Source organism: Pantoea latae, from assembly GCF_002077695.1.
Lineage (GTDB): Bacteria > Pseudomonadota > Gammaproteobacteria > Enterobacterales > Enterobacteriaceae > Pantoea > Pantoea latae.
Map to the genome: position 1 here is coordinate 65491 of NZ_MWUE01000018.1, position 24674 is coordinate 90164.

26 protein-coding genes are annotated in these 24674 nt (G+C 60.3%); 12 read left to right on the top strand and 14 right to left on the bottom strand.

The genetic code is table 11. From position 1 onward, the window contains the following. Window positions 1–102: 102 nt before the first annotated feature. Window positions 103–1008 (top strand): alpha/beta fold hydrolase, encoded by a 906-nt coding sequence (locus tag B2J69_RS13005; protein WP_081139791.1) that lies wholly within the window; start codon window positions 103–105, stop codon window positions 1006–1008. Between the two features lie 103 nt (window positions 1009–1111). On the opposite strand, the gene B2J69_RS13010 is transcribed toward B2J69_RS13005, so the two are convergent. The 3 genes from B2J69_RS13010 to exbB form a co-directional block, all read right to left on the bottom strand. Continuing rightward, window positions 1112–1549 carry a 6,7-dimethyl-8-ribityllumazine synthase gene (locus tag B2J69_RS13010; RefSeq protein ID WP_081139793.1) on the bottom strand — a complete coding sequence of 146 codons (438 nt, stop codon included), beginning with the start codon at window positions 1547–1549 and terminating at the stop codon, window positions 1112–1114. 230 nt (window positions 1550–1779) lie between these two features. Then, window positions 1780–2202, bottom strand: coding sequence for a TonB system transport protein ExbD (exbD, locus tag B2J69_RS13015; RefSeq protein WP_081139795.1), 423 nt, complete (start codon window positions 2200–2202; stop codon window positions 1780–1782). Window positions 2203–2206: 4 nt separating this feature from the next. Beyond that, window positions 2207–2932, bottom strand: coding sequence for a tol-pal system-associated acyl-CoA thioesterase (gene exbB / locus B2J69_RS13020; RefSeq protein WP_081139796.1), 726 nt, complete (start codon window positions 2930–2932; stop codon window positions 2207–2209). Between the two features lie 334 nt (window positions 2933–3266). On the opposite strand from exbB, the gene B2J69_RS13025 reads away from it, so the two are divergent. The 5 genes from B2J69_RS13025 (at window position 3267) to B2J69_RS13045 (ending at window position 8182) form a co-directional block, all read left to right on the top strand. Next, the gene (locus B2J69_RS13025; RefSeq protein ID WP_081139798.1) at window positions 3267–4244 is read left to right on the top strand and encodes a TRAP transporter substrate-binding protein; all 978 of its coding nucleotides are present in this window, start codon (window positions 3267–3269) and stop codon (window positions 4242–4244) included. A 45-nt stretch (window positions 4245–4289) separates the two neighbouring features. Then, window positions 4290–4796, top strand: coding sequence for a TRAP transporter small permease (locus tag B2J69_RS13030; RefSeq protein WP_081139800.1), 507 nt, complete (start codon window positions 4290–4292; stop codon window positions 4794–4796). A 9-nt stretch (window positions 4797–4805) separates the two neighbouring features. Beyond that, window positions 4806–6092: a TRAP transporter large permease gene (locus B2J69_RS13035; protein ID WP_081139802.1), complete on the top strand. Its 1287-nt coding sequence runs from the start codon at window positions 4806–4808 to the stop codon at window positions 6090–6092. Window positions 6093–6223: 131 nt separating this feature from the next. Then, window positions 6224–7417, top strand: coding sequence for a cystathionine beta-lyase (gene metC, locus B2J69_RS13040; RefSeq protein ID WP_081139804.1), 1194 nt, complete (start codon window positions 6224–6226; stop codon window positions 7415–7417). Between the two features lie 102 nt (window positions 7418–7519). Next, entirely contained in the window at window positions 7520–8182 is a 663-nt protein-coding gene (locus B2J69_RS13045; RefSeq protein WP_081139806.1) for a DedA family protein, read from the top strand. A gap of 10 nt (window positions 8183–8192) precedes the next feature. Here the strand turns inward: B2J69_RS13045 and B2J69_RS13050 are convergent, their stop codons facing one another. Next, window positions 8193–9101: an AraC family transcriptional regulator gene (locus B2J69_RS13050; protein WP_081139808.1), complete on the bottom strand. Its 909-nt coding sequence runs from the start codon at window positions 9099–9101 to the stop codon at window positions 8193–8195. A 183-nt stretch (window positions 9102–9284) separates the two neighbouring features. Between B2J69_RS13050 and dkgA the strand changes: the two genes are divergently transcribed. Next, window positions 9285–10109 carry a 2,5-didehydrogluconate reductase DkgA gene (dkgA, locus tag B2J69_RS13055; RefSeq protein WP_081139811.1) on the top strand — a complete coding sequence of 275 codons (825 nt, stop codon included), beginning with the start codon at window positions 9285–9287 and terminating at the stop codon, window positions 10107–10109. Between the two features lie 36 nt (window positions 10110–10145). Here dkgA and ftsP read toward each other — a convergent pair whose 3' ends face one another. The 4 genes from ftsP to B2J69_RS13075 form a co-directional block, all read right to left on the bottom strand. Next, window positions 10146–11576 (bottom strand): cell division protein FtsP, encoded by a 1431-nt coding sequence (ftsP, locus tag B2J69_RS13060; RefSeq protein WP_081139813.1) that lies wholly within the window; start codon window positions 11574–11576, stop codon window positions 10146–10148. Between the two features lie 132 nt (window positions 11577–11708). Then, on the bottom strand, window positions 11709–12446 hold the full coding sequence (locus B2J69_RS13065) for a 1-acylglycerol-3-phosphate O-acyltransferase (RefSeq protein WP_081139815.1): 738 nt from the start codon (window positions 12444–12446) through the stop codon (window positions 11709–11711). Window positions 12447–12492: 46 nt separating this feature from the next. Next, window positions 12493–14766, bottom strand: a complete 2274-nt coding sequence (parC, locus tag B2J69_RS13070; protein ID WP_081139817.1) for a DNA topoisomerase IV subunit A — start codon at window positions 14764–14766, stop codon at window positions 12493–12495. A gap of 131 nt (window positions 14767–14897) precedes the next feature. Continuing rightward, window positions 14898–15665, bottom strand: coding sequence for a transporter substrate-binding domain-containing protein (locus B2J69_RS13075; RefSeq protein WP_081139819.1), 768 nt, complete (start codon window positions 15663–15665; stop codon window positions 14898–14900). A gap of 161 nt (window positions 15666–15826) precedes the next feature. On the opposite strand from B2J69_RS13075, the gene B2J69_RS13080 reads away from it, so the two are divergent. Both B2J69_RS13080 and B2J69_RS13085 read left to right on the top strand, forming a co-directional pair. Next, window positions 15827–16405 (top strand): NAD(P)H-dependent oxidoreductase, encoded by a 579-nt coding sequence (locus B2J69_RS13080; RefSeq protein WP_081139821.1) that lies wholly within the window; start codon window positions 15827–15829, stop codon window positions 16403–16405. Window positions 16406–16437: 32 nt separating this feature from the next. Beyond that, window positions 16438–16746 (top strand): putative quinol monooxygenase, encoded by a 309-nt coding sequence (locus B2J69_RS13085; RefSeq protein WP_081139822.1) that lies wholly within the window; start codon window positions 16438–16440, stop codon window positions 16744–16746. A gap of 52 nt (window positions 16747–16798) precedes the next feature. Here the strand turns inward: B2J69_RS13085 and B2J69_RS13090 are convergent, their stop codons facing one another. Genes B2J69_RS13090 through nudF form a run of 6 tightly spaced genes read right to left on the bottom strand, consistent with a single transcriptional unit; the run spans window position 16799 to window position 22175 of the window. Then, entirely contained in the window at window positions 16799–17698 is a 900-nt protein-coding gene (locus B2J69_RS13090) for a LysR substrate-binding domain-containing protein (protein ID WP_081139824.1), read from the bottom strand. A gap of 22 nt (window positions 17699–17720) precedes the next feature. Then, window positions 17721–19616, bottom strand: coding sequence for a DNA topoisomerase IV subunit B (gene parE, locus B2J69_RS13095; protein ID WP_081139826.1), 1896 nt, complete (start codon window positions 19614–19616; stop codon window positions 17721–17723). Between the two features lie 47 nt (window positions 19617–19663). After that, window positions 19664–20245 carry an esterase YqiA gene (yqiA, locus tag B2J69_RS13100; RefSeq protein WP_081139827.1) on the bottom strand — a complete coding sequence of 194 codons (582 nt, stop codon included), beginning with the start codon at window positions 20243–20245 and terminating at the stop codon, window positions 19664–19666. Continuing rightward, on the bottom strand, window positions 20245–21072 hold the full coding sequence (cpdA, locus tag B2J69_RS13105; protein ID WP_081139829.1) for a 3',5'-cyclic-AMP phosphodiesterase: 828 nt from the start codon (window positions 21070–21072) through the stop codon (window positions 20245–20247). The genes yqiA and cpdA overlap by 1 nt, the downstream gene beginning before the upstream one ends. A gap of 45 nt (window positions 21073–21117) precedes the next feature. Then, window positions 21118–21543, bottom strand: coding sequence for a DUF1249 family protein (locus tag B2J69_RS13110; RefSeq protein ID WP_081139830.1), 426 nt, complete (start codon window positions 21541–21543; stop codon window positions 21118–21120). Continuing rightward, the gene (gene nudF / locus B2J69_RS13115) at window positions 21540–22175 is read right to left on the bottom strand and encodes an ADP-ribose diphosphatase (RefSeq protein ID WP_081139832.1); all 636 of its coding nucleotides are present in this window, start codon (window positions 22173–22175) and stop codon (window positions 21540–21542) included. Before nudF ends, B2J69_RS13110 begins: the two co-directional genes overlap by 4 nt. Between nudF and B2J69_RS24360 the strand changes: the two genes are divergently transcribed. The 3 genes from B2J69_RS24360 (at window position 22084) to B2J69_RS13130 (ending at window position 24669) form a co-directional block, all read left to right on the top strand. Next, a complete protein-coding gene (locus B2J69_RS24360) occupies window positions 22084–22365 on the top strand; it encodes a hypothetical protein (protein WP_236722729.1) in 282 nt (93 codons plus the stop codon). The two genes, nudF and B2J69_RS24360, sit on opposite strands and share 92 nt — an antisense overlap. Window positions 22366–22389: 24 nt before the next feature. Continuing rightward, window positions 22390–23856, top strand: a complete 1467-nt coding sequence (tolC, locus tag B2J69_RS13125; RefSeq protein ID WP_081139834.1) for an outer membrane channel protein TolC — start codon at window positions 22390–22392, stop codon at window positions 23854–23856. 141 nt (window positions 23857–23997) lie between these two features. Then, a complete protein-coding gene (locus B2J69_RS13130; RefSeq protein ID WP_033792232.1) occupies window positions 23998–24669 on the top strand; it encodes a DUF1190 family protein in 672 nt (223 codons plus the stop codon). The last annotated feature ends 5 nt before the right edge of the window (window positions 24670–24674 follow it).

Below are 24674 nucleotides of genomic sequence, written 5' to 3' on the forward strand. Positions count from 1 at the left end.
CGCTGCCTGAGTCTGCTTTCAGGCAGCCAACAGGCAAAGTGGTTGAAAAGGCGCAAAGCGATAAGTCGTGGCTTAAGCCGCTAACGTAAACAGGGAGAGGTCATGCATACCACCACTGTTCGTGCACTATTCGGAGCAACGCTTTTACTCATGTCACTCTTATTCTCAGCATCCGCCGCTCAGCCTGTTACCCCACTTTCTCCCCACTCGCAGCGTATCTCTGTACAGACGCAGGGCGCAGGAACGGATGTCATCTTGATTCCAGGGCTGGCGTCGTCGCGCGACGTCTGGGCCGAGGTCGCAGCAGGTTTACGCAGCAACCACCGCGTTCATCTTGTCGAACTGGCAGGCTTTGCGACTACGCCGGCCGTTTCCCGCCCAGAGGGAAAGGTCATCGCGCCGGCAGTGGAGGCCATCGCTGACTATATCCAGGCCCAGCACATCCACGCCCCGATGATCGTTGGCCATTCTCTCGGGGGAGAGATCGCCTTGATGCTGGGGGCGCGCTATCCCGACATGGTCGGTCGTTTGATGATCGTCGATGCGTTGCCGTTCTATACGTTGATGATGGACCCTGCGGCGACCCGCGAAACGGCTGCCAGCCATGCCGCGGCTACGCGGGAGTGGCTACTGCAGCAGTCGCCGCAGCAGTTCGACGCGTTTCAGACAGCCTCCATAGCCCGTTTAGCCAAAACCGAGACGGTGAGGCCCGCTCTGGTGGCGGCGAGCATCCATTCCGATCGCAAAACCGTTGCGGATGCACTGTATGAACTGATGATGACCGATTTGCGTCCCGAGCTTGGCCGCATTAAAGCGCCGATGGAGATCGTATACGCGTATGATCCCTTATTCGGGATACCGGCAACTCGCGTAGAGGCGATGTACCATCAGGCCTATGCCTCTGCATCCGATATCCATTTCACGCGCATCGATGAGAGTTTTCACTTTGTGATGCTTGATCAGCCTGAGCGGTTCTTCAGCGCGGTTGAGGCATTTTTAAAGGAGTAAAGGATGCGCAGCGCGCCAGCACCGCTTCTGGCATAAGGCAGGCTTCCGTCAGGAACAAGGTCCGCTATAAGCGAAAAGCGGACATTGCATCGGACGTTCAGTTTCAGTCAATCGCCAGATTATGAATCGCCAGCGCTGCGCGCGCGGCTTCCTGGCCTTTCTTAATGAAGTGTTCGGTGTAGAAATTTTCCAGCGCTTCAACCGGCTGGAAATTATGCGGCGTCAGTGACACAGAATAGACCGGCACATTGGTGGTGAGCTGCACGTTCATCAGGCCGTCAACCACCGCCGCGGCAACGAAATCGTGACGATAGATACCGCCGTCAACCACCAGCGCAGCACAAACGATCGCATCGTATTTGCCGGTTTCAGCTAAACGCTTTGCCAGTAAGGGCATCTCAAACGCGCCGGGAACGTCGAACGTTTTTAACTCCGCGTTCACCTCCTGTGCCGCTAATTCTTGTTTAAACCCTGCCAGCGCATTATTAACAATCTCTGCATGCCAGTTGGCTTTGATAAAGGCGATCTTAAAGTCTTTCATGGTTACTCCTGTCATATTTTATTTTTCCAGCCGCTGGCGAGAATCGGTCACTCTGGGCGATAGCCTGGTTCATACCTTACGTCTGATATGTGCCAGCGACTATTCTATACGGTGCTGAGCGACAGCGACATTCAGGAAGTGCCGGTAAACATTAGCACTTATCACACCACGCCCGCCCAAAAAAACAAAAAAGGGCAGCCCGCAGGCTGCCCTTTTCTTATCCCAACCGCTTACTTCGCGGCGGTTTCCATTCCCATCAGGCCGATTTTCAGATAACCCGCGCCACGCAGCTTATCCATCGCGCTCATCAGCGTTTCATAATCGACCGATTTATCGGCCTGGAAAAAGATCGTCGTCTCTTTGTTGCCCTGAGTCTGGCTGTTCAACACCTGAACCAGCGTCTCCGGCGTCACCTGATCGTTGCCGATATAAAACTGCTTATCCGCTTTAATCGACAAGTAGACCGGCTTCTCCGGCCGCGGCTGCGGCGCGCTGGTCGAGGCAGGCAGATTAACGCGAACATCCACGGTCGCCAGCGGCGCGGCCACCATAAAGATGATCAGCAGAACCAGCATAACGTCGATAAACGGCGTTACGTTGATCTCATGCATTTCGCCATCGCTTTCCAGGTCGTCGTTTAATCGCATTGCCATGACGTTAACCTACGCGTAATTTCTGAGCGGCCGGACGGGCGTCAGCGCTTTTCGCGTTGAGATTGCCCAGGTCGATATCGCGGCTCTGCAGCAGCAGGATCTGCGCGGCCACGTCGCCCAGCGACGCCTTATAGCTCGCAATCATGCGCGCGAACACGTTATAGATCACCACCGCCGGGATCGCTGCCACCAGGCCGATGGCGGTCGCCAGCAGCGCTTCGGCGATGCCGGGCGCGACAACCGCCAGATTGGTGGTCTGCGTCTGCGCGATGCCGATAAAGCTGTTCATGATGCCCCATACCGTGCCGAACAGGCCGATAAAAGGCGACACGGAACCGATAGTGGCGAGAAAACCGTTGCCGCGACCGGCGTGACGGCTAAAGGCGGCGACGCGGCGCTCCAGACGGAAGCTGGTGCGCTCTTTAATCCCGTCGGTATCCTCAACGCCCGCCGACAGCTCAATCTCGTTTTGCGCGTCATTCAGCAACACGGCGCTGTGGCTATGGCCTTTGAACTGCGCGGCGGCACGGGCGGCATCGCCCAGATTGCGCGCGTCGCCCAGCGCCAGCTGCTCTTGTTTCAGTCGGCGTTTCGCCGCGCTCAGCTCGGCAAACTTGCCAAAAAAGAGCGCCCAGGTCACGACCGACGCCAGTAACAGGCCGATCATTACCACTTTTACCACGATATCAGCATGTTGATACATGCCCCAAACGGAGAGGTCCGTTTGCATCAAGTCACTGGCTACCACGCTGCGTCTCCAACTTCATATGCAGGAATAATGGATAAGCGCGAATAATAGCAAAAAACGGGCGAATTGATAGTAGTTCTCATTACTATTTACAAACAGCGCGGCCGGTTGTTGCCCTTATTAGCGGCCTTTTATGAACCTTTTTAAGGGCATTTCAGAAATGTGATTTCCAGTATAAATTTATTAAAACATCGTTTCAGAATGTGAGCTTGTTCATTCAATCAACATTGTCGCATTTTCAACCAGCGCCATTTGCCTATTCTGGCAGCACCTGGATCGTTCCCCGTGCCCTCCTCTACCTGCCTGGAGAAAAATAATGAAAATGAATAAATGGATGCTTGCCGTTTCCGTCTCCGCTGCGCTCGGCCTGAGCGCCACCGCCGCGTCGGCGAAGGTGCTGAAAGTGGCGGAAGTGCAGCCCGCCGGCTATCCCACCGTGGTGGCGCTGCAGCATATGGGCGACAAGCTTAAACAGGCCACCGACGGGCGGCTGGAGATGCGCGTCTACGCAGGCGGCGTGCTGGGCGACGAAGATCAAACCTTACAGCAGGTGCAGCTCGGCGCCATCGATATGATCCGCGTCTCGCTGGCGCCGGTCACCACCATCGCGCCGGAAACCAGCGTGCTGACGCTGCCCTATATCTTCCGCGACGTCGAGCATATGCATAAGGTGCTGGACGGCGAGGTCGGCAAGCAGATCGTTGAGAAGTTTGACGCCGACGCCAACGCGCGCATGGTGTTTCTCGGCTGGACCGACGCCGGCGAACGCAACATGATCACCAAAAAGCCGCTCAGCAAGCCCGAGGATCTCAAGGGTATGAAAATCCGCGTGCAGAACAGCGCCATCTCGCTGGCAACGCTAAAAGCGATGGGAGCGAACCCGGTGGCGATGGGCGTCAGCGAAGTGTTTAGCGCCATGCAGACCGGCGTGGTAGACGGCACCGAAAACAACCCGCCCACGTTCGTTGCCCACAACTACCTGCCGGTGGCGAAGTACTACACCCTGACTGGCCATTTTATCCAGCCGGAGATGATCCTCTTCTCAAAAAGCGCATGGGCGCGCCTCTCGCCAGACGATCAGGCGCTGCTGAAAAAACTCGGCAAAGAGGCGCAGGATGAAGAGCGCCAGCTCTGGGCCACCTACACCCAGCAGTCGATCGAGAAGATGAAAGCGGGTGGCGTCACCTTCCAGGAGACCGACCGGGACTACTTTATGAAAGCCACGCAGCCGGTGCGCGATGAGTTTGGCGGTAAATATCGAGATCTGATGACGCAGATCGCTGACGTTAAATAACCTCCCCCGCCGCGCGTCCTGCGCGGCGTTATTCAGGTAACGCATATGACCCGATACTCTCGTCTGATGGATGGGCTCTACCTGCTGTGCATGGGCATCGCCGCCGTCGCGCTGCTGATTATGGTGACGGTGATCCCCATCGGCATCTTTGCCCGCTATGTGTTGAACGGCGCGCTGGCGTGGCCCGAACCGGTGGCCATCGTCTGCATGATTATTTTTACCTTTATCGGCGCGCCGGTGGGCTTCCGCGCCGGCACCCATATCTGCGTCTCGATGGTGACGGATCGCCTGTCGCCCGGCGCGCAGCGTCTGATGCTGCGCCTGTGCGATCTGCTGATGGTGGCGACCTGTTTGATTATCTTCCAGGCGAGCTACAGCCTCTGCGCGGCGATGTGGATCCAGCCGCTCGCCTCGCTGCCGTCGGTAACCTACGGCGAAATGTATTTGCCGATCCCCATCGGCGCGCTGTTTACCCTGTTGTTTGTTATCGAGCGGCTGCTGAACGGCGATCAAAGCCAGCGGCCAGTGGTGGTTTTAGGCGGCACCCATTAAGGAGCGACCATGGACGCATTGATATTGATCGGCAGCCTGGTTGTGCTGCTGCTGTTAGGCTTTCCCGTCGCCTTCGCCGTGGGCCTCAGCGCCTTTATCGGCGCCTGGTGGATCGATCTGCCGCTCGAAGCGGTGGTGATTCAAATCACCAACGGGGTGAATAAATTCTCGCTGCTCACCATTCCCTTCTTTATCCTGGCGGGCGCGATTATGGCGGAGGGCGGCATTGCGCGACGGCTGGTGAACTTCGCCTATATCTTCGTCGGCTTTATTCGCGGCGGGCTGTCGCTGGTGAACATCGTCGCCTCGACCTTTTTCGGCGCCATTTCCGGCTCGTCGGTGGCGGACACCGCCTCGATCGGCTCGGTGATGATCCCGCAGATGGAGCAGAAAGGCTATCCGCGCGACTTCGCCGCAGCGGTCACCGCCAGCGGCTCGGTGCAGGCGGTGCTGACGCCGCCCAGCCACAACTCGGTGATCTATTCGCTGGCGACCGGCGGCGTGGTCACCATCTCCTCGCTGTTTGTCGCCGGCATTTTTCCCGGCCTGCTGCTGGGGCTCTGTCTGATGGTGATGTGCCTGGCCTTTGCGCGCAAGCGCGGCTATCCCAAAGGCGAGCGCATTCCGTTTCGCCAGGCGGTGAAGATCTTTTTCGACGCCTTCTGGGGCCTCTTCACCATCGTCATCATTCTGGGCGGCATTCTCTCCGGCATTTTTACCGCGTCGGAGTCGGCGGCGATCGCCTGCCTCTGGGCCTTCTTCGTTACCATGTTTATCTACCGCGACTTTAAGTGGAGCCAGCTGCATATTCTGCTGTTCCGCACCATCAAAACGGTGACCATCGTGATGGTGCTGATCGCCTTCGCGGCGGGCTTCGGCGCGGTGATGACCTTTATGCAGCTGCCAACCATTATTACCGACGCCTTTACCAGCCTGTCGGACAACAAGTACGTCATTCTGATGTGCATCAACGTCCTGCTGCTGGTGATCGGCACGCTGATGGATATGGCGCCGATCATCCTGATCCTGACGCCGGTGCTGCTGCCGGTGGCGACCGCGCTGGGCATCGATCCCGTGCACTTCGGCATGATCATGATGACCAATCTCGGCATCGGCCTGATTACCCCGCCGGTGGGCACGGTGCTGTTCGTCGCCAGCGCGGTAAGCAAGCAGAAGATTGAGCAGGTGGTGGGCGCGATGCTGCCCTTTTACGGCATCCTGTTTCTGGTGCTGATGCTGATCACTTACATCCCGGCCATCTCCCTCTGGCTGCCGCATGTGATGGGCGTGATGTAGCGCGCGGCAAGGCGGGCGGCGCGCCGTCGCCCGCCAGCGGACAGGTTCTGAATATCAGGATTTGGGGTCAACCCTGACCGGCAATTCATGGTAACGTGAAGCCTTTGTAGGAAGCGGCAGGGCAGACACGAATGACAACCAAAAAAATCGATACCACCTTAGTCAGCGCAGGACGCAGCAAACGTTACACGCAGGGCGCGGTCAACAGCGTCATTCAGCGCGCCTCTTCGCTGGTTTTTGACAGCGTTGCCGATAAAAAACGCGCCACGGCGGGACGCGCCAGCGGCGAACTCTTTTACGGCCGGCGCGGCACCCTGACTCACTTCTCGCTGCAGGATGCGATGACCGAGCTGGAAGGCGGCGCGGGCTGTGTGCTCTACCCCTGCGGCGCGGCGGCGGTGGCTAACGCCATTCTCTCTTTCGTCGACGCCGGCGACCATGTGCTGATGTGCGGCGCGGTCTATGAGCCGACCCAGGACTTCTGCACTAAAATCCTCAGCAAACTTGGCGTCGCCACCACCTTCTACGATCACACCATCGGCAGCGATATCGCCGCGCTGGTGCGCCCGGAAACCCGCGTGGTGTTTCTCGAGTCTCCCGCGTCTATCACCATGGAGGTGCAGGATATTCCCGCCATTGTCGCCGCCGTGCGCGCGAAGGCGCCCGACGCGGTGATCATGATGGACAACACCTGGGCGGCGGGCGTGTTCTTTAACGCGCTGGCGCACGGCGTCGATATCTCGATTCAGGCGGGCACCAAATATCTGATCGGCCACAGCGACGCGATGATCGGCACCGCGGTGGCGAATGCGCGCTGCCTGGAGCAGCTGCGCGAAAACTCCTATCTGATGGGCCAGACGGTAGACGCCGACAGCGCCTATATGGCGAGCCGCGGCCTGCGCACCCTCGCCACGCGCCTGCGCCAGCATGAAGAGAGCGCGTTAACGGTGGCGGAGTGGCTGGCGACACGGCCGGAAGTGGCGCGCGTCAACCATCCGGCGCTGGCGAAGAGTAAAGGCCACGCCTTCTGGAAACGCGACTTTAGCGGCAGCAGCGGCCTGTTCTCCTTTGTGCTGCATGAAAAACTCGGCGGCGAAAAACTGGCGCATTATCTCGATCGCTTCCACCATTTCAGCATGGCCTACTCGTGGGGCGGCTATGAGTCGCTGATCCTGGCGAACCAGCCGGAAGAGCTGGCGGCGATTCGCCCGGCGGGCGGCGTCGACTTTGACGGCACCCTGGTGCGCCTGCATATTGGTCTGGAACACGTTGACGACCTGATTGACGATTTAACGGCGGGCTTTGCCCGCCTGGCGCAGTCGTAACATAAACAGAACCTCAACCACAGAATGGCGACCGGCCGCAGATCAAATCTCTCCGCCGGATTGCCGCTAAAATAGATTCCTTGTGACTCGATGGGATAGCAGATGAGTGTTTTACACGAGATTGTTCATGCGCTCTGGCATCAGGATTTCGCCGCGCTGGCCGATCCAAATGTGGTTTGGGTAGTTTATGGCGTGATGTTTCTGACGCTGTTTCTGGAAAACGGCCTGCTTCCCGCCTCTTTTTTGCCGGGCGACAGCTTGCTGCTGCTGGCGGGCGCGATGGTGGCCAAAGGGGTGATGGATTTTTTCCCGACGATGGTGATCCTCACCACCGCCGCCAGCCTCGGCTGCTGGCTGAGCTACCTGCAGGGACGCTGGCTCGGCAATACGCGCCTGGTGAAGAGCTGGCTGATGCACCTGCCGGCGCAGTACCATCAGCGCGCCTGGCAGCTGTTTAACCGCCACGGCCTGATGGCGCTGCTGGTGGGCCGCTTTCTGGCGTTCGTTCGCACCATTCTGCCTACCATGGCGGGCATCTCCGGCCTGCAGAACGGCCGCTTTCAGCTGTTCAACTGGCTGAGTGGACTGCTGTGGGTGGCGATTGTGGTGGCGTTTGGCTATGGCATCAGTCAGGTGCCCTTTATCAAACGCCATGAAGATCAGGTGATGGCGATCCTGATGGTGCTGCCGGTGGTGCTGCTGTTTGTCGGCCTGGCGGGCAGCGTTATCGTCATCTGGAAAAAACGCCGGCAAAAGCAGGCGTAATCGGGCGGCGTCAGGCCTGCGGCTCCGCCACCGTCTGACGCACGCGATTGATCTCCTCTCCCGGCGTCACGCCGAAATAGCGCTTAAACTCCCGTGAAAACTGCGATGGGCTTTCGTAGCCCACCCGCACCGCCGCCGCGCTCGCCTTCAGCCCGTCATGCAGCATCAGCAGCCGCGCCTGATGCAGCCGATAACGCTTCAGATACTGCAGCGGCGAGGTCTGCGTTACCGCCTTGAAGTTGTGATGAAACGCCGAGACGCTCATGTTCACCTCTGCCGCCAGCGCGTCGACGCTGAGGTTATCCGCATAGTGATTTTCAATACGGCGCAGCGCGCGGGCGATCTGGCTGAACTGGGTGTGGCGGCTCACCAGCGACAGCAGTGCGCCGCCCGTTGGGCCAGTCAGCACGTAATAGATAATCTCCCGCACGATCTGCGGCCCGAGCACGCGTGCGTCGCGCGGGTTCACCATCACGTCGAGCAGGCGCTCCGCCGCGCACAGCATCGGTTCGGTCAGCCAGGCGGAGTGAATGCCGGAGGTCTGCGGCTGCGGCTGGAAATCTTCGTCGTCGCCGATCTCAATCAGCAGATCCTGCAGCCCGGCGGTGTCGACCGTCAGAAACATGCCGGCGACCGGCGCTTCCGGCGACGCCCAGGTTTCACACTCCACCGGCAGCGGCACGGTGAGCATCAGGTATTTGGTGGCGTCGTAGGTAAACACGGTGCTGCCGAGATAGCCGGTTTTGCTGCCCTGAAACAGGATCACGATACCGGGCTGATACATAATCGGCGTGCGCGGCTGGTACTGGTTAACGTAAATCAGGCCGACGTTTTCCACCGGGCAAAGGCGGTGGCGTCCATGGGTCATGAGGGTCACCACCTGGCTGGCCAGGCGCTGACACAGAGCTTCGTGCGCCATGCATCTCTCTCGCAGGATAAAGAACCCAGTCTGCCAGGCTGCTGCGAAATTCGCCACTGAAATGGAGAAACAGGCAAGACTTCCGCAGGATCAGGCAGGGCGAGAAGCGGAATTGCCGCCCACAATAAAGTTTGTTGACTAGACTTAACCACTCTCGGGTCACTGCAACAGAAAGGAGCACCTATGGCAGATCAACCGATTATCAAACTGCACGACGGCAATATGATGCCGCAGCTGGGGCTGGGCGTGTGGCAGGCGAGCAACGAAGACGCCCACCGCGCGGTGCTTAAGGCGCTGGAGGTCGGCTACCGCTCCATCGATACCGCCGCGGCCTACAAGAACGAAGAGGCGATCGGCCAGGCGTTACAGGATACCGACGTGTCGCGCGACGAGATTTTCGTCACCACCAAGCTGTGGAACGACGACCAGCAGAATGTGCAGCAGGCGATGGAAACCAGCCTGAAAAAACTGCAGCTGGAGCAGGTCGATCTCTATCTGATGCACTGGCCGTGCCCGGAGAAAGATCACTACGTTGACGCGTGGAAAGCGATGATCAAGCTGCAGCAGCAGGGGCTAACCAAAAGTATTGGCGTCTGCAACTTCCATGAAGCGCACCTGAAGCGGCTGCTGGACGAGACCGGCGTCTCGCCGGTGGTGAACCAGATCGAGCTGCACCCGATGCTGCAACAGCGCACGCTGCACGCGTGGAACGCCATGCATCAGATCCAGACCGAATCCTGGAGCCCGCTGGCGCAGGGCGGCGAAGGGGTGTTCGATCAGGAGATTATCCGCCAGCTGGCGAAGAAGTATGGCAAAACCGCAGCGCAGATCGTGATCCGCTGGCATCTCGACAGCGGGCTGGTGGTGATCCCGAAATCGGTGACGCCGGCGCGCATCGAAGAAAACTTTGCAGTGTTCGATTTCCGTCTGGAGAAGACCGAACTGAGCGAAATCGCGAAGCTGGATCGCGGCAACCGTCTGGGGCCAGATCCGGAAACCTTTAACTAACCGCGATGCGCGCTGCTCTGACGGGCAGCGCGCCCGTTACGCCGTCGGCTGCACCAGCAGCTGCCCCGCCGTGCCGAGATCGGCCAGCTCCAGCGTCTGGCTGTAGTAGACGAAGGGGAAATGATCGGACGAGCTTTGCGGGAAGCTCACCAGCAGCTCAACCTCGCCATCGACCCACACCGTATCTTTCCAGCCGCGATCTTCGCCCATCGGCTGCGCGCCGTTGACGCTCTTGATCAGGAACATCGCGCCCTGAATATGCATCGCCTGCGGCCGATCGGCGCGCAGGATCCAGCGCTCAAAAGTGCCCTGCTGCACGGTGGTGTCGATGCGGTTCATATCCCACTGCGCGCCGTTAATGCCCGCCATGCCGTCGCCGATGCGGAACTCGCGCGTGCGCGTCGCCATGCCGTCGAGGATTTGATCCGCCAGCAGGCGCATCGGCAGGTTATCGGTTACCAGCGGCAGCAGCCCGGTGGGACGCAGCGTCAGCACCAGGGTATTGGTCAGGATTGAGGAAGGCTCGAACAGGCCGCGCAGCCGATCCATAATACCGGCCGCCGTGCCGGCGGTGATCGACACCTCATCGCCCTGCGACATATCAATCAGCACTTCGCGGCGTTCGCCCGGCGCCAGCGACAGCTGCTGCACCGCCACGGGCGCGGGGAGAAAGCCCTGATCGCTGGCGATCACGGTAAAAGGCCGGTTATCGCTCAGCACCATCTGATAGCGCCGCGCGTTGGAGGCGTTAAGCAGACGCAGGCGCACCCAGCCGCGCGACACCTCGACAAAGGGATTCTGCACGCCGTTGACCAGCAGCACGTCGCCGAGGAAACCGCCGTCCTGCGGCGGATCGTAGGTCGGCGTGCCGAAGTTATCGAGCCGCTTGTCCTGAATAATCAGCGGAAAGTCATCCACGCCGTAGTGGCGCGGCAGCGGCAGCTGTTTGCTCACCTCGTCTTCGATCAGCCACATGCCCGCCAGGCCGTTATAGACGTGCGGCGCCATGCGGTTCGGCGTGCTGGCGTGATACCAGCAGGTGGCGGCGTTCTGGCGGATCGGCAGCACCGGCGCCCAGTCGGCGCCGGCGGACATCATGCGCGGCGCGCCGCCCATCAGCGCGCCCGGCACCTGCAGGCCGCTGACGGTCATCGCCACCGGCTCGTTCAGGCGGTTGCTGTAGATCAGCTTGACGTCGTCGCCGTTGTAAACGCGCACCGTCGGCCCGAGATAGAGGCCGTTGACGCCCCACACCGGCACTTTGTTACTGTCGCCGAGAAAAGACCAGTGGCTGCGCATCAGCGTCAGAAACAGCGGCTGACCGCGACGCGATTCAATAAGCGGCGGCACCGGCAGCGGCGTATCGCCGTTGGCAACGGAGGCGGCGCGCGCCGCGCCAGGCAAGAGACCCGCGCTAAGCGCCGCGCCAGCAGAAAGCTGGATAAACTGTCGTCTGCTGAAAGACATAGAACGTCAAACCCTTTACGCCTGGCGCCTGCGCGCCAGCTGATTGTTATTCTTGATTATTGCTGTGCTGCGTCGCGGCGGCGAAACGCGCGCCGCGTGCATCCGTGCGGGTGCCGGCGACATGCTGGCCGGCTAGATTTTACCGCTTTTTTCGCGCGCCTCGACTTCGGCGTTGAGCGCTTCCAGTTTCTCCATCATCAGTTCGCGGCAGTGGGTCGCCAGCTTGCGCACCGACTGCGTGGTGTAGCCGCTGGTGTCGATCGGCGGCAGCATTTCCACAATCACCAGACCGTTTTTCAGGCGGTTCAGGTTGATCTTGCCGTGGGTGTTGGAGACCACAATCGGAATAATGGGCACGCCCGCCGCCACGGCGGCGTGAAACGCGCCGGTTTTAAAAGGTAGCAGACCGCGGCCGCGGCTGCGCGTGCCTTCCGGAAACATCCAGAACGAGATGCGCTTCTTTTTAAACTGATCCACCAGCTGGCCGATGGTGCCGTGCGCCTTCGAGCGGTTATCGCGGTCGATCAGCAGGTTGCCGGTGAGCCAGTAGAGCAGGCCGAAGAACGGCACCCACAGCAGGCTCTTTTTGCCCACCGTCACCGTGGTCGGCTGGACGATCTTCGCCGCGGTGATCATGTCGTAGTTGTTCTGATGATTGGCGATATAGATGGCGTTGCCGTAATGGGCCGCTTCGGCGGGTTTACGCAGCTCGACCTTGACGCCGAACACCCCGGAGAGCCGGCCGAACAGATGGCCGAAGGTGGCGACATGGCGCGGGTTGCGCGGCGAAAACAGACACCAGATGCAGCCGAAAACGCAGACCAGAATCGAGTAAATCACCACAAATATCGTGCGCAGTACTAGTAACATATATCCCTCATTATGGCGCGGCGGAGAAGATCATCCGCCGCGTTGCTCAGGCTTCGCCGTCTTCGCTGACGGCACGCGCTGGGGCATCCAGCTCTACCTTGTCGATACGCTGCAGGCCGCGCGGCAGCAGCGTGCCGCGACGGCCGCGGTCGGCGCGGAACTTTTGCAGCTCTTCGCTGCGCATCACCAGCTTGCGCTTGCCGACGTAGAGCGTGACCGCGCTGCCCGGCGGCAGGATCAGCAGCCAGGCGAGTTTGTCGTTGCCCGCCGCGGCGTCCGCCGCCGGAATAGAGATAATCTTGTTGCCTTTGCCTTTCGACATCTGCGGCAGCTCGCCCACCGGGAACATCAGCATCCGGCCCGCCTGGGTGATCGCCAACAGCATGTCATCTTCGTGATGCACCGCCATCGGCGTCATTACGCGCGCGTTGTCCGGCAGCGTCAGCAGCGCCTTGCCGGCGCGGTTGCGCGACACCAGATCGGCGAAGGTGCAGATAAAGCCGTAGCCGGCGTCGGAGGCCATCAGCAGCTTCTGCTCCTCCGCCTCCATCAGCACCTGCTCCACCACCGCGCCCGGCGGCGGCTGAAGCTTGCCGGTCAGCGGCTCGCCCTGCCCGCGCGCCGACGGCAGCGAGGTGGGATCAAGCGTGTAGCTGCGTCCGGTGGAGTCGATAAAGGCGACCGGCTGATTGCTCTTGCCGCGCGCCGCCGCCAGATAGCTGTCGCCCGCTTTGTAGCTCAGCCCGGACGGGTCGATATCGTGACCTTTGGCGCTGCGCACCCAGCCCATCTGCGACAGCACGATGGTCACCGGCTCGGAAGGCACCAGCTCGTTCTCGCTCAGCGCCTTCGCCTCTTCGCGCTCGTGCAGCGGCGAACGGCGATCGTCGCCGTAGGCAGCGGCGTCGGCCTGCAGCTCTTTCTTTAGTAACGTGTTCATCTTGCGTTCAGAGGCGAGGATCGCCTGAATCTGATCGCGCTCTTTCTCCAGCTCACTCTGCTCGCCGCGGATTTTCATCTCTTCCAGCTTCGCCAAATGGCGCAGCTTCAGCTCAAGGATCGCTTCCGCCTGAGTTTCACTGATGCCAAAGCGCGACATCAGCACCGGCTTAGGCTCATCCTCGCTGCGGATGATATGGATCACCTCGTCGATATTGAGGAAGGCGACCAGCAGGCCCTCAAGGATGTGCAGACGACGCAGCACGCGCTCCAGGCGATAGTTAAGGCGGCGCTTAACGGTGTCGCGGCGGAACACCAGCCATTCCGACAGGATCTCCAGCAGGTTTTTCACCGACGGACGGTTGTCGAGGCCGATCATGTTGAGGTTAACGCGGTAGCTCTTCTCGAGATCGGTGGTGGCGAACAGGTGGTGCATCACCTGATCGAGATCGACGCGGTTCGAGCGCGGCACAATCACCAGACGAGTCGGGTTTTCATGATCGGATTCGTCGCGCAGATCCTCGACCATCGGCAGCTTTTTATTGCGCATCTGGGCGGCGATCTGCTCCAGCACGCGCGCGCCAGAGACCTGATGCGGCAGCGCGGTGATCACCACCTCGCCATCCTCTTTTTTCCACACCGCGCGCTGACGGATCGATCCGCGGCCGTTTTGGTAGATCTTGCGGATCTCGTCGCGCGGCGTGATGATCTCCGCCTCGGTGGGATAATCGGGGCCGTGCACGATATCGAGCAGCGCGTCGAGGCTGGTGTTCGGCTTGTCGATCAGGGCGATCGCCGCCTGCGCCACTTCGCGCAGGTTGTGCGGCGGAATATCGGTCGCCATGCCGACCGCAATGCCGGTGGTGCCGTTCAGCAGGATGTTTGGCAGCCGCGCAGGCAGCATCTTCGGCTCCTGCAGCGTGCCGTCGAAGTTCGGCACAAAGTCGACCGTGCCCTGGCCCAGCTCGCCGAGCAGCACTTCCGCATATTTCGACAGGCGCGATTCGGTGTAGCGCATCGCGGCGAAGGATTTCGGATCGTCCGGCGCGCCCCAGTTGCCCTGGCCATCGACCAGCGGATAGCGATAGGAGAACGGCTGCGCCATCAGCACCATCGCTTCATAGCAGGCGCTGTCGCCGTGCGGATGGTATTTACCCAGCACGTCGCCGACGGTACGCGCCGACTTTTTGAATTTGGCGCTGGCGCTCAGGCCGAGTTCCGACATGGCGTAGACGATACGGCGCTGAACCGGCTTCAGACCGTCGCCGATATAGGGCAAGGCGCGGTCCATAATGACGTACATGGAGTAGTTCAGGTACGCGTTTTCGGTAAATTTGTGCAGGGCAAGACGCTCTGCACCATCCTGCGTCAATTCACTCATTAAGCTTTTATCCTCACTTCGTGGCCCGCAATGGCGGATCACCCGGCGGTTATTTGGCGAGGATAGTACCTTAATCGCCAGAATTAGTCACAGGGAAGCGCGGCGCGGCGCGCGATTGCCGGGCGCGGCGATCAGCGCGCCGCGCCCATCCACTGCGCCGCAATACGGGCATACTCGCCGGTGGCGGTCGCCAGGTGCAGCCACTGGTCAATATAGGCTTTCCAGCTCATATCGTCGCGCGGGATCATGTACGCTTTCTCGCCATACTGCAGCGGCGCCTGCGGATTGATGGCGCAGAGCTGCGGGTAGCGCTGCTGCTGATAGAGCGCCTCGGAGGCGTCGGTGATCATTACGTCAGCCTTGTTGTCCACCAGCTGCTGGAAAATGGTGACGTTGTCGTGGAACAGCGTCAGCGACGCCTGCGGCAGATGGCTGTGAACAAAAGCTTCATTGGTGCCACCCGCTGGCTCGATCAGGCGCACCGCAGGCGCGTTAAGCTGCGCGATGGTCTGGTATTTCGCCTTGTCGGCGCAGCGCACCAGCGGGATTTTGCCGTCGACGCCGACCGGCTGGGCGAACCAGGCGATCTGCTGGCGCTTCAGCGTTACCGACACGCCGCCCAGCGCGATGTCGCACTGCTGCTGTTTAAAATCCTGCGACAGGGTTTTCCAGGTGGTCGGCACCCAGCGGATCTGCGCGTCGAGGCTGGCGGCCAGCGACTGCGCCATGCTGATATCCAGCCCTTCATACTGGCCGTCCGGGCGCAAATAGGTGTAGGGCTTGTAGTCGCCGGTGGTGCAGACCTTGAGCGTTTTGCTGGCGAGGATTTGATCGAGGCGCGAATCCGCCTGCGCCACGCCGCTGACCAGCAGCAGCGCGCTGAATAGGGTTTTGTACATAGCTGTTCTTCTGTTACCACGCGATTAAGTGTGAACGGAGTGTGTCATACCGCGCGGGATTATTGCTTCCAGCGCAAAAGTCTTGTGATCCGAATCCCATTTTTCTCCCGGCGCGACGCGCGTACAGTAGCCCCCTATCGCATCACACAAGAGATTAGCGCATGAATATTCTGATTATCGACGGCGGCAAAACCTTCGCCCACTCTAAAGGCGAACTGAACCACACCCTGACCGACGTGGCGGCAAGCCAGCTGCGCGACCTGGGCCATCAGGTCAGCGTCACCGTCGCCGACAGCGACTACAGCATCGAAGACGAGGTGCAGAAGTATCTCGACAGCGACGTGGTGATCTATCAGATGCCGGGCTGGTGGATGGGCGAACCCTGGACGGTGAAACGCTATATCGACGAGATCTTTACCGAAGGCCACGGCAAGCTCTACGCCAGCGATGGCCGCACCCGCGCCGACGCCGGCAAGAAATATGGCTCAGGCGGTTTGCTGCAGGGTAAAAAATATATGCTGTCGCTCACCTGGAACGCGCCGCTGGAAGCCTTTACCGATCCCGAGCAGTTCTTTGAAGGGGTCGGCGTCGACGGCCTCTATCTGCACTTCCATAAAGCGAACCAGTTCCTCGGTATGGACGCGCTGCCGACCTTTATCTGCAACGACGTGATCAAGCAGCCGGACGTGCCGCGCGATATCGCGCGTTATCGGACTCATCTCAGCGAGATCTTTGCTTAACTTAATGCGGGTCCGTTAATGAGGAGGCGTAAATGCTAACGGTAGTGGCTGAGATTTGTATCAAACCTGGACGTCGCAACGCAGTGCTGGACGCGATCGCCTCGCTGATCCCGACGGTGCTGGCCGAAGAGGGCTGCCATCAGTATGACGCGCTGGTCGATCATCAGGCGCAGGTGCCGTGGAAGCACAATTCACCTGACTCCATCTTTATGCTGGAGCAGTGGGAGTCGCTGCGCCATCTGGAGCAGCATCAGCAGATGCCGCATATGGAGGCGCATCGCGAAAAGATCAAAGCGGATGTGGTGGACGTGAAGATTCTGGTGCTGGAGCCGACGGCCTGACCGCCGCCTCGCCGATCAGCCGCGCGCTTTCGGGCCCGCGGCTTTTTTTATTTCAGAACAGCGCCTGCGCGGCGATCTCGGCGTGAAGAAAATCGAGAAAACAGGTAATGCGCGCCGCCAGCTCCGCGTTGCGGTAGTACACGGCGTGCACCGGCAGCCGCACATCCAGGGTCTGCGCCACCAGCACCTCTTTCAGCCGGCCGGCGGCGAGATCCTGATGGCTGACGAAATCGGAGATGCGCGCGATGCCCTGCCCGGCCAGCGCGAGCTGACGGATGATTTCGCCGCTTGAGGCGGCGATGGTTGGCTGGATGCGCAGCATTTCGCCTTCGCGCTGCCAGACGGGCCAGACGTTGTGCATCTCCAGCTGGCTAAAGCCGATCAGCTGATGCTGCGCCAGCGCCTCGACGCTGTGCGGCTCGCCCGCCCGTTGCAGATAGTCCGGGCTGGCCAGCAGCCGCACCCTGCTGCTGCCGAGCATGCGGGCGCGCATGGTGGAATCGCGCAGCTCGCCGATGCGGATCGCAATATCGGTCTGCTGCTCCAGCAGATCGATCACGATATCGTCGGTATTGAGTTCCAGCTGAATTAACGGATAGCGCTGGCGGAAGGCGCCGATCAGCGGCACCACCACATGCTGCATAAAAGGCGCGGCGGCGTTGATGCGCAGGCGGCCCGACGGGGTTTCCCGGCGTCGGGCGAGCTGCTCTTCCGCCTGTTCGACAGAGAGCAGGATCTGGCGCGCGTGGGACAGGAACAGCAGGCCCTCTTCGGTCAGGGCCAGCCGTCGCGTGGTGCGGTGCAGCAGGGTGCTGTTGAGCTTGGCTTCAAGACGGCTCAGGGCGCGGCTTACGCCTGAGCTGGTTTGATCCAGCAGCTCCGCCGCCGCGGTGATTGAACCGCAGTCCGCCACCGCCACCAGCACGCGCAGCTCTTCCAGCGTGACTTTCATCCTCGACCCCGCAGCGCGCCTGTCACACTTCGATATCGGCCATATCGCCTTTTTCCTGCAGCCAGTTGCGGCGATCTTCCGAACGCTTCTTGGCCAGCAGCATATCCATCACGCGCAGCGTCTGCTCGACGTCGCTCTCTTCCACCGTCAGCTGCACCAGGCGGCGCGTGTTAGGGTCAAGCGTGGTTTCGCGCAGCTGCAGCGGGTTCATCTCGCCCAGCCCTTTAAAGCGCTGCACGTTCGGCTTGCCCTTCTTGCGCTTGAGCTGCTCCAGCACGCCCTCTTTTTCATCTTCGTCGAGTGCGTAGTAGACCTCTTTACCGAGATCGATACGGTAGAGCGGCGGCATCGCCACATAGACGTGGCCGCCCTTCACCAGCGAGCGGAAGTGCTTCACAAACAGCGCGCACAGCAGGGTGGCGATATGCAGGCCGTCGGAGTCCGCATCGGCAAGGATGCAGATCTTGCCGTAGCGCAGCTGGCTGAGATCTTCGCTGTCGGGATCGATGCCGATCGCCACGGAGATGTCGTGCACCTCCTGCGACGCCAGCACCTCGTCCGAGGAGACTTCCCAGGTGTTGAGGATCTTGCCCTTCAGCGGCATGATCGCCTGATATTCGCGATCGCGCGCCTGCTTGGCGGATCCGCCGGCAGAATCCCCTTCCACCAGGAAGAGTTCGGTTTTATTCAGGTCCTGCGCGGTGCAGTCCGCCAGCTTGCCGGGCAGCGCCGGTCCGCTGGTGAGCTTTTTACGCACCACTTTCTTCGCCGCGCGCATACGGCGCTGAGCGCTGGCGATCGCCAGCTCCGCCAGCTGTTCCGCCGCCTGCACGTTCTGGTTGAGCCACAGGCTAAAGGCATCTTTCACCACCGCCGAGACGAAGGCGGCGCACTGGCGCGACGAGAGACGCTCTTTGGTCTGACCGGCGAACTGCGGGTCCTGCATCTTCACCGACAGCACGTAAGCGCAGCGATCCCAGATATCCTCCGCCGACAGCTTAACGCCGCGCGGCAGAATGTTGCGGTACTCGCAGAACTCGCGCATCGCGTCGAGCAGCCCCTGACGCAGGCCGTTAACGTGCGTGCCGCCCTGCATGGTCGGGATCAGGTTGACGTAGCTTTCGGTCAGCAGCTCGCCGCCTTCCGGCAGCCAGATCAGCGCCCAGTCCACCGCTTCCGTGTCGCCGGAGAAGCTGCCGACGAACGGTTTTTCCGGCAGCGTCGGCAGGCCGTTGATCGCTTCGCACAGGTAGTCGGTGAGGCCATCTTCATAGCACCAGCGCTGTTCGGTGTTGTTGACCTTGTCTTTAAAGACGATCTCGACGCCGGGACAGAGCACCGCTTTCGCCTTCAGCAGATGGGTCAGGCGAGAGACCGAGAAGCGCGGGCTGTCGAAGAAGCTTTCGTCAGGCCAGAAGTGCACGCTGGTACCGGTGTTGCGTTTCGCCACCGTGCCGGTTTTAGTCAGCTCCTGCACCTTCTCGCCGTTTTCAAACGCGATGTCGTACACTTCGCCGTTGCGGCGCACCGTGACCTCGACCCGCTTCGACAGGGCGTTGACCACGGAGATGCCGACGCCGTGCAGGCCGCCCGAGAACTGATAGTTTTTGCTGGAGAACTTGCCGCCCGCATGCAGTCGGCAGAGGATCAGCTCAACGGCGGGCACACCCTCTTCCGGGTGGATGTCCACCGGCATGCCGCGCCCGTCGTCGATCACCTCCAGCGACTGATCGGCATGCAGAATCACTTCGACCCGTTTCGCATGGCCCGCCAGCGCCTCATCGACGCTGTTATCAATGACTTCCTGACCCAGATGGTTAGGACGCGTCGTATCGGTATACATGCCGGGACGACGGCGAACCGGCTCAAGGCCAGTCAGAACCTCAATAGCATCCGCGTTATAGCTTGATTGACTCATGATAAATTTCTAATCAGAAGCGTGAAATTAGGTGCAATTTCCGCAGGTTAGTCGTGATTCAGACCCAGAAAGTCCAGAATCTGCGGGAAATGGCGTTCGAATCCGGTAAAGGCATGATTGCCGCCCTGCTCCACCGTTTGACGGCACGCGCTGTAGTAGTCGAGCGCCTGGCGATAATCGAGCACTTCGTCGCCCGTTTGCTGCAGCAGCCAGAGTAAATCGGGCGCTTCCAGCGGCTCAATCTGCATGACTTTCAGATCGTAAATGTGGCGAGACTCTAACACATATTGCTGGCCGGTGTAGGGATTCTGGTTGACCCCAAGGTAATCCGTCAGCAGCTCAAACGGCCGCACCGCCGGATTGACCACCACGGCGGGCAGCATAAAACACTGGGAAAGCCAGGTGGCGAAATAGCCGCCCAGCGAGGAGCCGACCAGGCCGAGCGGCTGGCCGCTCAGCGCCATCACTTTCTCTTCCAGCAGCGCGGCGGCGTCGGCGGGAAACGCCGGCAGCTGCGGCACGATCACTTCGATATGCGGATGTGTCGCCGCCAGCCACTGCTGCAGCTGCGTCGCCTTGGCGGAGCGCGGCGAGCTGTTGAAGCCGTGCAGATAGAGCAGCGCCGCCATCAGTAGCCGTCCGAGTCCAGATCGGGGCGAAACGCGTCGGTTTGCAGCCGCTCGACCTCGGTGTCGAACGATCCGTCTGGATGCAGCGTAAACCAGCGCCAGCCTGGCGCCACGGTATCAATGGTGAAGCTGGTGCAGTGCGGTTTGAACTGCACGCAGGTCGAGGGCGTCGCCAGCACGCGACGGTCGTGCCAGCTAAGATCCAGCTCCTGATGAATATGGCCGCACACTAGCGTGCGCGCTAAGGGGTAGTGCTGCAGCACCGCGTCGAGCTGATGCGCGTTGCGCAGGCTGTGCTGATCGAGCCAGGTGCAGCCGCTGGCCAGCGGATGATGGTGCAGCACCACCAGCGTGTGGCGCTGCGGAAAGCGCGCCAGCGCCTTCTCCAGCCACTCCAGCTGATAGTCGCTCAGCATGCCGTGCGGCACGCCAAACACCTGGCTGTCGAGCATCACCAGCTGCCAGTGCTCGCCCAGCAGCACGTGCTTTTGCGCGGCGATCGCCGCCTCGGCCAGGGTATCCACCATCGCCGGCTGGAAATCGTGGTTGCCCGGCAGCCAGACGCAGGGTTTCGGCAGACGCGCGATGCCCTCAGCGAAGTGCTGATAGGCTTCGACAGAGTGATCCTGAGCGAGATCGCCGGTGGCGATGATCAGATCGAAATCGCGCTGCTGCGCCGCAATGGCGTCCAGCACCGCGTCATAACTCGCCCAGGTATTCACGCCCAGCAGCGATTCGTTTTTTCCAGCGAAAAGGTGGGTGTCCGTGATTTGCAAAATCCTGATCCCGGCCCCATTCGCCGCAGGAAGTGTTAGCAGGCTATCCAAAGCGTTTCCTTCGTCTCCACGCCGAATAATGCATTATCTGTGCGATCAGCAGACCGGCTCCGCCATCGCGCCCTGCGCCAGGCAGTAGCGCAGCCAGTCAGCAAGGAACTGGTTGATCTGGTGTTTCTCGTCGCGCTGATGCAGTTTTTTATTAGGATAATCATAGCGCGCTTTAAAGCGATAGATCTGCTGTGTTGAACACACTTCGGCGACCATCGCGTCGTGATATAACCGCACCGACATGCAAGGCAGGCTCCAGTAACTCACGACGGGCGCCACCTGGCGGATCTCCACCAGCGTGGTGTAGCGCGTGGACTCTTCGATGGTCAACTGATAGCGGGCGCCCTTAACCTGATAGACCACCGATGCGCCTGCCTCGTCGCTGCGCGGCAGCAGACGACGCAGCTGGGCGAAGTTGGTTTCGCAGAGCCGCATCATTTCGGGGAAATCAGGGATATAGCGCTGTTTCATTTTAGCTTCCACTCGTCTCGTAGTTTTTCATGGTGCAACGCCAGCCATTGCAGGGCGATGACAGACGCCGCGTTGTCGATAATCCCCTCTTCCACCCAGCGGTAAGCCTGTTCGCGGCTCACCACATGCACAAGAATATCCTCATTCTCTTCCTCCAGGCCGTGGCATCCTTTTGCCAGGCTGGCATCCACTTCTCCCACCAGTATCGATAAGCGCTCACTGGTGCCGCCAGGGCTGGCGAGGTAGTTTAACACGGGTTTAACGCGTCCGACGCTCAGTCCCGCCTCTTCGACGGCTTCGCGTCGCACCACCTCTTCGGCGCTTTCGTTAGGCTCGATAATGCCCGCCACCATTTCCAGCAGCCAGGGCGTTTTGCTGACGTCAAAGGCGGGAATGCGGATCTGTTCGATCAGCACCACTTCGTCGCGTAAGGGATCATAGGGTAGCAGCACGGCAGCGTGTCCGCGCTCGAAAACTTCGCGCACCACTTCGTTGCTCATTTCGCCATTAAAACGGCGGTGGCGAAACCGGTAGCGAACAATGGAAAAAAAACCTTTCCAGGCGGTTTCGCGTGCAATAATTTCTACATCGTTTTTTGTAAAAGTCACTGGGGATTTTTTTTCGCCGCTCATCGACGGGCTCCTTATGCAGATTGGGACGGAGCGGCAAAAAGCCAACCCACAGGCTCCATCCGAGTGGTTCTTTCTGAATTATTTACGTAAATTAGGGGGAGAAGGCACGTTCAGCCAACTTATCTCACAGTCGCACTCTGCTAGAATCTGCGATTATTTTTTGGCTTATCCGGCAGCGCTACCCCTGTAATTTGCTGCAACAAAAGGAATGCAAATGAAAAAACTGCTCCCACTTTTTATTGGGCTGAGCCTGGCCGGTTTCAGCCTTGCCAGTCAGGCAGAGGACCTGCTGCAGGTCTATCAACAAGCGCGTCTCAGCAACCCGGATTTACGCAGCTCCGCCGCCACCCGTGACGCCGCCTTTGAAAAGATCAATGAAGCGCGCAGTCCTTTGTTGCCTCAGTTAGGTTTAGGCGCGGATTACACCTATAGCAATGGTTATCGCGACAGCAGCGGCCTTCATTCCAACACGACCAGCGGATCGCTGCAATTAACGCAGACCATTTTCGACATGTCGAAATGGCGCGCGCTGACCCTGCAGGAGAAAGCCGCCGGCATTCAGGACGTCACCTACCAGGTGGCGCAGCAGGATTTAATCCTCAACACCGCGACCGCCTATTTCAACGTATTAAAGGCGATTGATACCCTTTCTTACACCGAAGCGCAAAAACAGTCGATCTACCGCGAGCTGGATCAGACCACCCAGCGTTTTAACGTTGGCCTGGTGGCGATTACCGACGTGCAGAACGCCCGCGCGCAGTACGACAGCGTGCTGGCGAACGAAGTGACTGCGCGCAACAACCTCGACAATATGGTCGAGTCGCTGCGTCAGATCACCGGCAACGACTACCTGGCGCTGGCGTCGCTGAATATCGATCGCTTTAAGGCCACCAAGCCGGACGCGGTGAGCGCGCTGCTGAAGCAGGCCGAGAGCCGCAACCTCAATCTGCTGTCAGCCCGTCTGAACCAGGATCTGGCGCGCGAGCAGATCCGCTCTGCGGAAACCGGCCATATGCCGACGCTGGATCTGACCGCGTCGACCGGTCTCTCTAACAGCAAGTATGGCGGCAGCCGCGCCAACCAGAGCACCGGCAGCACCGATTCCATCAGCGGCACCAATCAGGTGGGCCTGAGCTTCTCGCTGCCGCTCTACAGCGGCGGCGCGGTCACCTCGCAGGTGAAGCAGGCGCAGTTCAACTACGTCAGCGCCAGCGAACAGCTGGAGAGCGCGCATCGCTCTGCGGTGCAGACGGTACGCTCCTCCTACAACAACGTGAACGCGTCGGTGAGCAGCATCGAGGCCTACAAACAGGCGGTGGTTTCTGCGCAAAGCTCGCTGGATGCGTCTGAAGCGGGTTATCAGGTCGGCACGCGCACCATCGTTGACGTGCTGGACGCGACCACTACGCTCTACAACGCCAAGCAGCAGCTCTCTGACGCGCGCTACAGCTATCTGATTAACCAGCTGAATATCAAATATGCGCTGGGCACGCTGAACGAGCAGGATCTGCAGCAGCTTAACAGCCAGCTCGGCAAAGAGATCTCTACCTCGCCGGAAAGCGTGGCGCCGGAAAATCCGCAGCAGACCGCGCGCGTTGACAACGGCCCAGCGGCGGAGCCGGCAACCCCTGCGGCGCGTCCTGCCGCTCAGCGCAGCAGCGCGAATCCGTTCCGCAATTAATCCTCAACGGGCCGCTTTGCGGCCCGTCTCTCCGTTAAACGTATAACAACGTAAAGATCCTTTCCGCATCAGGCCCTCAGCTTCATTTTCCACCAGCGATCCCCTATCCTGAGCATCACCTTTGGGCACAGGATGACAAATATGAAACGGACAAAAAATATTCGCCATGCCGCTTTTCGCAAAAGCTGGCAGGCACGCCATTTAACGCCGGTCGCACTGGCCATTGCCGCGGTATTTACCCTGGCGGGCTGCGAGCAGAGCGATGAAACGGTCTCGATGTATCAAAATGCCGACGACTGCAGCAAGGCCAATCCAGGCCAGAGCGCGCAGTGCACCACCGCTTACAACAACGCGCTGAAAGAGGCGGAACGCACCGCGCCGAAATACGCCTCGCGCGAAGACTGCGTAGCGGAATTTGGCGAGAATCAGTGCCAGCAGGCCCCGGCGCAGGCGGGTGTCGGCACCACGCAGAACGCGGAAGCGCAGCAGAGCGGCAGTTTCTGGATGCCGCTGATGGCGGGCTACATGATGGGCCGCCTGATGGGCGGCGGCGCGGGCTTCGCGCAGCAGCCGCTCTTTTCGCCGCGTACCCCGAATAGCCCGGCTAACGGCCAGTTTGTGGACGCGTCGGGCAAAAACTACGGCGCCGCCACCTCTGGCCGCACCATGAACGTGCCGAAAACCGCGCTGGCGCCGAAACCGGCCACCACCTCCACCATTACGCGCGGCGGCTTCGGCGAAACGGTGGCGAAGCAGAACAGCATGGCGCGCAGCAGCGCCACCGGCACCTCCAGCCGTTCGCTGGGAGGCTAACGCCG

Excerpts from the sequence above, each read along its gene's own strand:
- B2J69_RS13090 (WP_081139824.1), bottom strand. The coding sequence starts at position 17,698 with ATGAAAGTCACGCTGGAAGAGCTGCGCGTGCTGGTGGCGGTGGCGGAC.
- B2J69_RS13065 (WP_081139815.1), bottom strand. The coding sequence starts at position 12,446 with ATGTTACTAGTACTGCGCACGATATTTGTGGTGATTTACTCGATTCTG.
- dkgA (WP_081139811.1), top strand. The coding sequence starts at position 9,285 with ATGGCAGATCAACCGATTATCAAACTGCACGACGGCAATATGATGCCG.
- B2J69_RS13010 (WP_081139793.1), bottom strand. The coding sequence starts at position 1,549 with ATGAAAGACTTTAAGATCGCCTTTATCAAAGCCAACTGGCATGCAGAG.
- tolC (WP_081139834.1), top strand. The coding sequence starts at position 22,390 with ATGAAAAAACTGCTCCCACTTTTTATTGGGCTGAGCCTGGCCGGTTTC.
- B2J69_RS13025 (WP_081139798.1), top strand. The coding sequence starts at position 3,267 with ATGAAAATGAATAAATGGATGCTTGCCGTTTCCGTCTCCGCTGCGCTC.
- B2J69_RS13030 (WP_081139800.1), top strand. The coding sequence starts at position 4,290 with ATGACCCGATACTCTCGTCTGATGGATGGGCTCTACCTGCTGTGCATG.
- yqiA (WP_081139827.1), bottom strand. The coding sequence starts at position 20,245 with ATGGCGGCGCTGCTCTATCTGCACGGCTTCAACAGCTCGCCGCGCTCC.
- B2J69_RS13005 (WP_081139791.1), top strand. The coding sequence starts at position 103 with ATGCATACCACCACTGTTCGTGCACTATTCGGAGCAACGCTTTTACTC.
- B2J69_RS13035 (WP_081139802.1), top strand. The coding sequence starts at position 4,806 with ATGGACGCATTGATATTGATCGGCAGCCTGGTTGTGCTGCTGCTGTTA.
- B2J69_RS13075 (WP_081139819.1), bottom strand. The coding sequence starts at position 15,665 with ATGTACAAAACCCTATTCAGCGCGCTGCTGCTGGTCAGCGGCGTGGCG.
- B2J69_RS13080 (WP_081139821.1), top strand. The coding sequence starts at position 15,827 with ATGAATATTCTGATTATCGACGGCGGCAAAACCTTCGCCCACTCTAAA.
- B2J69_RS24360 (WP_236722729.1), top strand. The coding sequence starts at position 22,084 with ATGGAAAAAAAACCTTTCCAGGCGGTTTCGCGTGCAATAATTTCTACA.
- B2J69_RS13130 (WP_033792232.1), top strand. The coding sequence starts at position 23,998 with ATGAAACGGACAAAAAATATTCGCCATGCCGCTTTTCGCAAAAGCTGG.
- B2J69_RS13045 (WP_081139806.1), top strand. The coding sequence starts at position 7,520 with ATGAGTGTTTTACACGAGATTGTTCATGCGCTCTGGCATCAGGATTTC.
- B2J69_RS13085 (WP_081139822.1), top strand. The coding sequence starts at position 16,438 with ATGCTAACGGTAGTGGCTGAGATTTGTATCAAACCTGGACGTCGCAAC.
- nudF (WP_081139832.1), bottom strand. The coding sequence starts at position 22,175 with ATGAGCGGCGAAAAAAAATCCCCAGTGACTTTTACAAAAAACGATGTA.
- metC (WP_081139804.1), top strand. The coding sequence starts at position 6,224 with ATGACAACCAAAAAAATCGATACCACCTTAGTCAGCGCAGGACGCAGC.
- exbB (WP_081139796.1), bottom strand. The coding sequence starts at position 2,932 with ATGCAAACGGACCTCTCCGTTTGGGGCATGTATCAACATGCTGATATC.
- B2J69_RS13050 (WP_081139808.1), bottom strand. The coding sequence starts at position 9,101 with ATGGCGCACGAAGCTCTGTGTCAGCGCCTGGCCAGCCAGGTGGTGACC.
- exbD (WP_081139795.1), bottom strand. The coding sequence starts at position 2,202 with ATGGCAATGCGATTAAACGACGACCTGGAAAGCGATGGCGAAATGCAT.
- parC (WP_081139817.1), bottom strand. The coding sequence starts at position 14,766 with ATGAGTGAATTGACGCAGGATGGTGCAGAGCGTCTTGCCCTGCACAAA.
- ftsP (WP_081139813.1), bottom strand. The coding sequence starts at position 11,576 with ATGTCTTTCAGCAGACGACAGTTTATCCAGCTTTCTGCTGGCGCGGCG.
- B2J69_RS13110 (WP_081139830.1), bottom strand. The coding sequence starts at position 21,543 with ATGAAACAGCGCTATATCCCTGATTTCCCCGAAATGATGCGGCTCTGC.
- parE (WP_081139826.1), bottom strand. The coding sequence starts at position 19,616 with ATGAGTCAATCAAGCTATAACGCGGATGCTATTGAGGTTCTGACTGGC.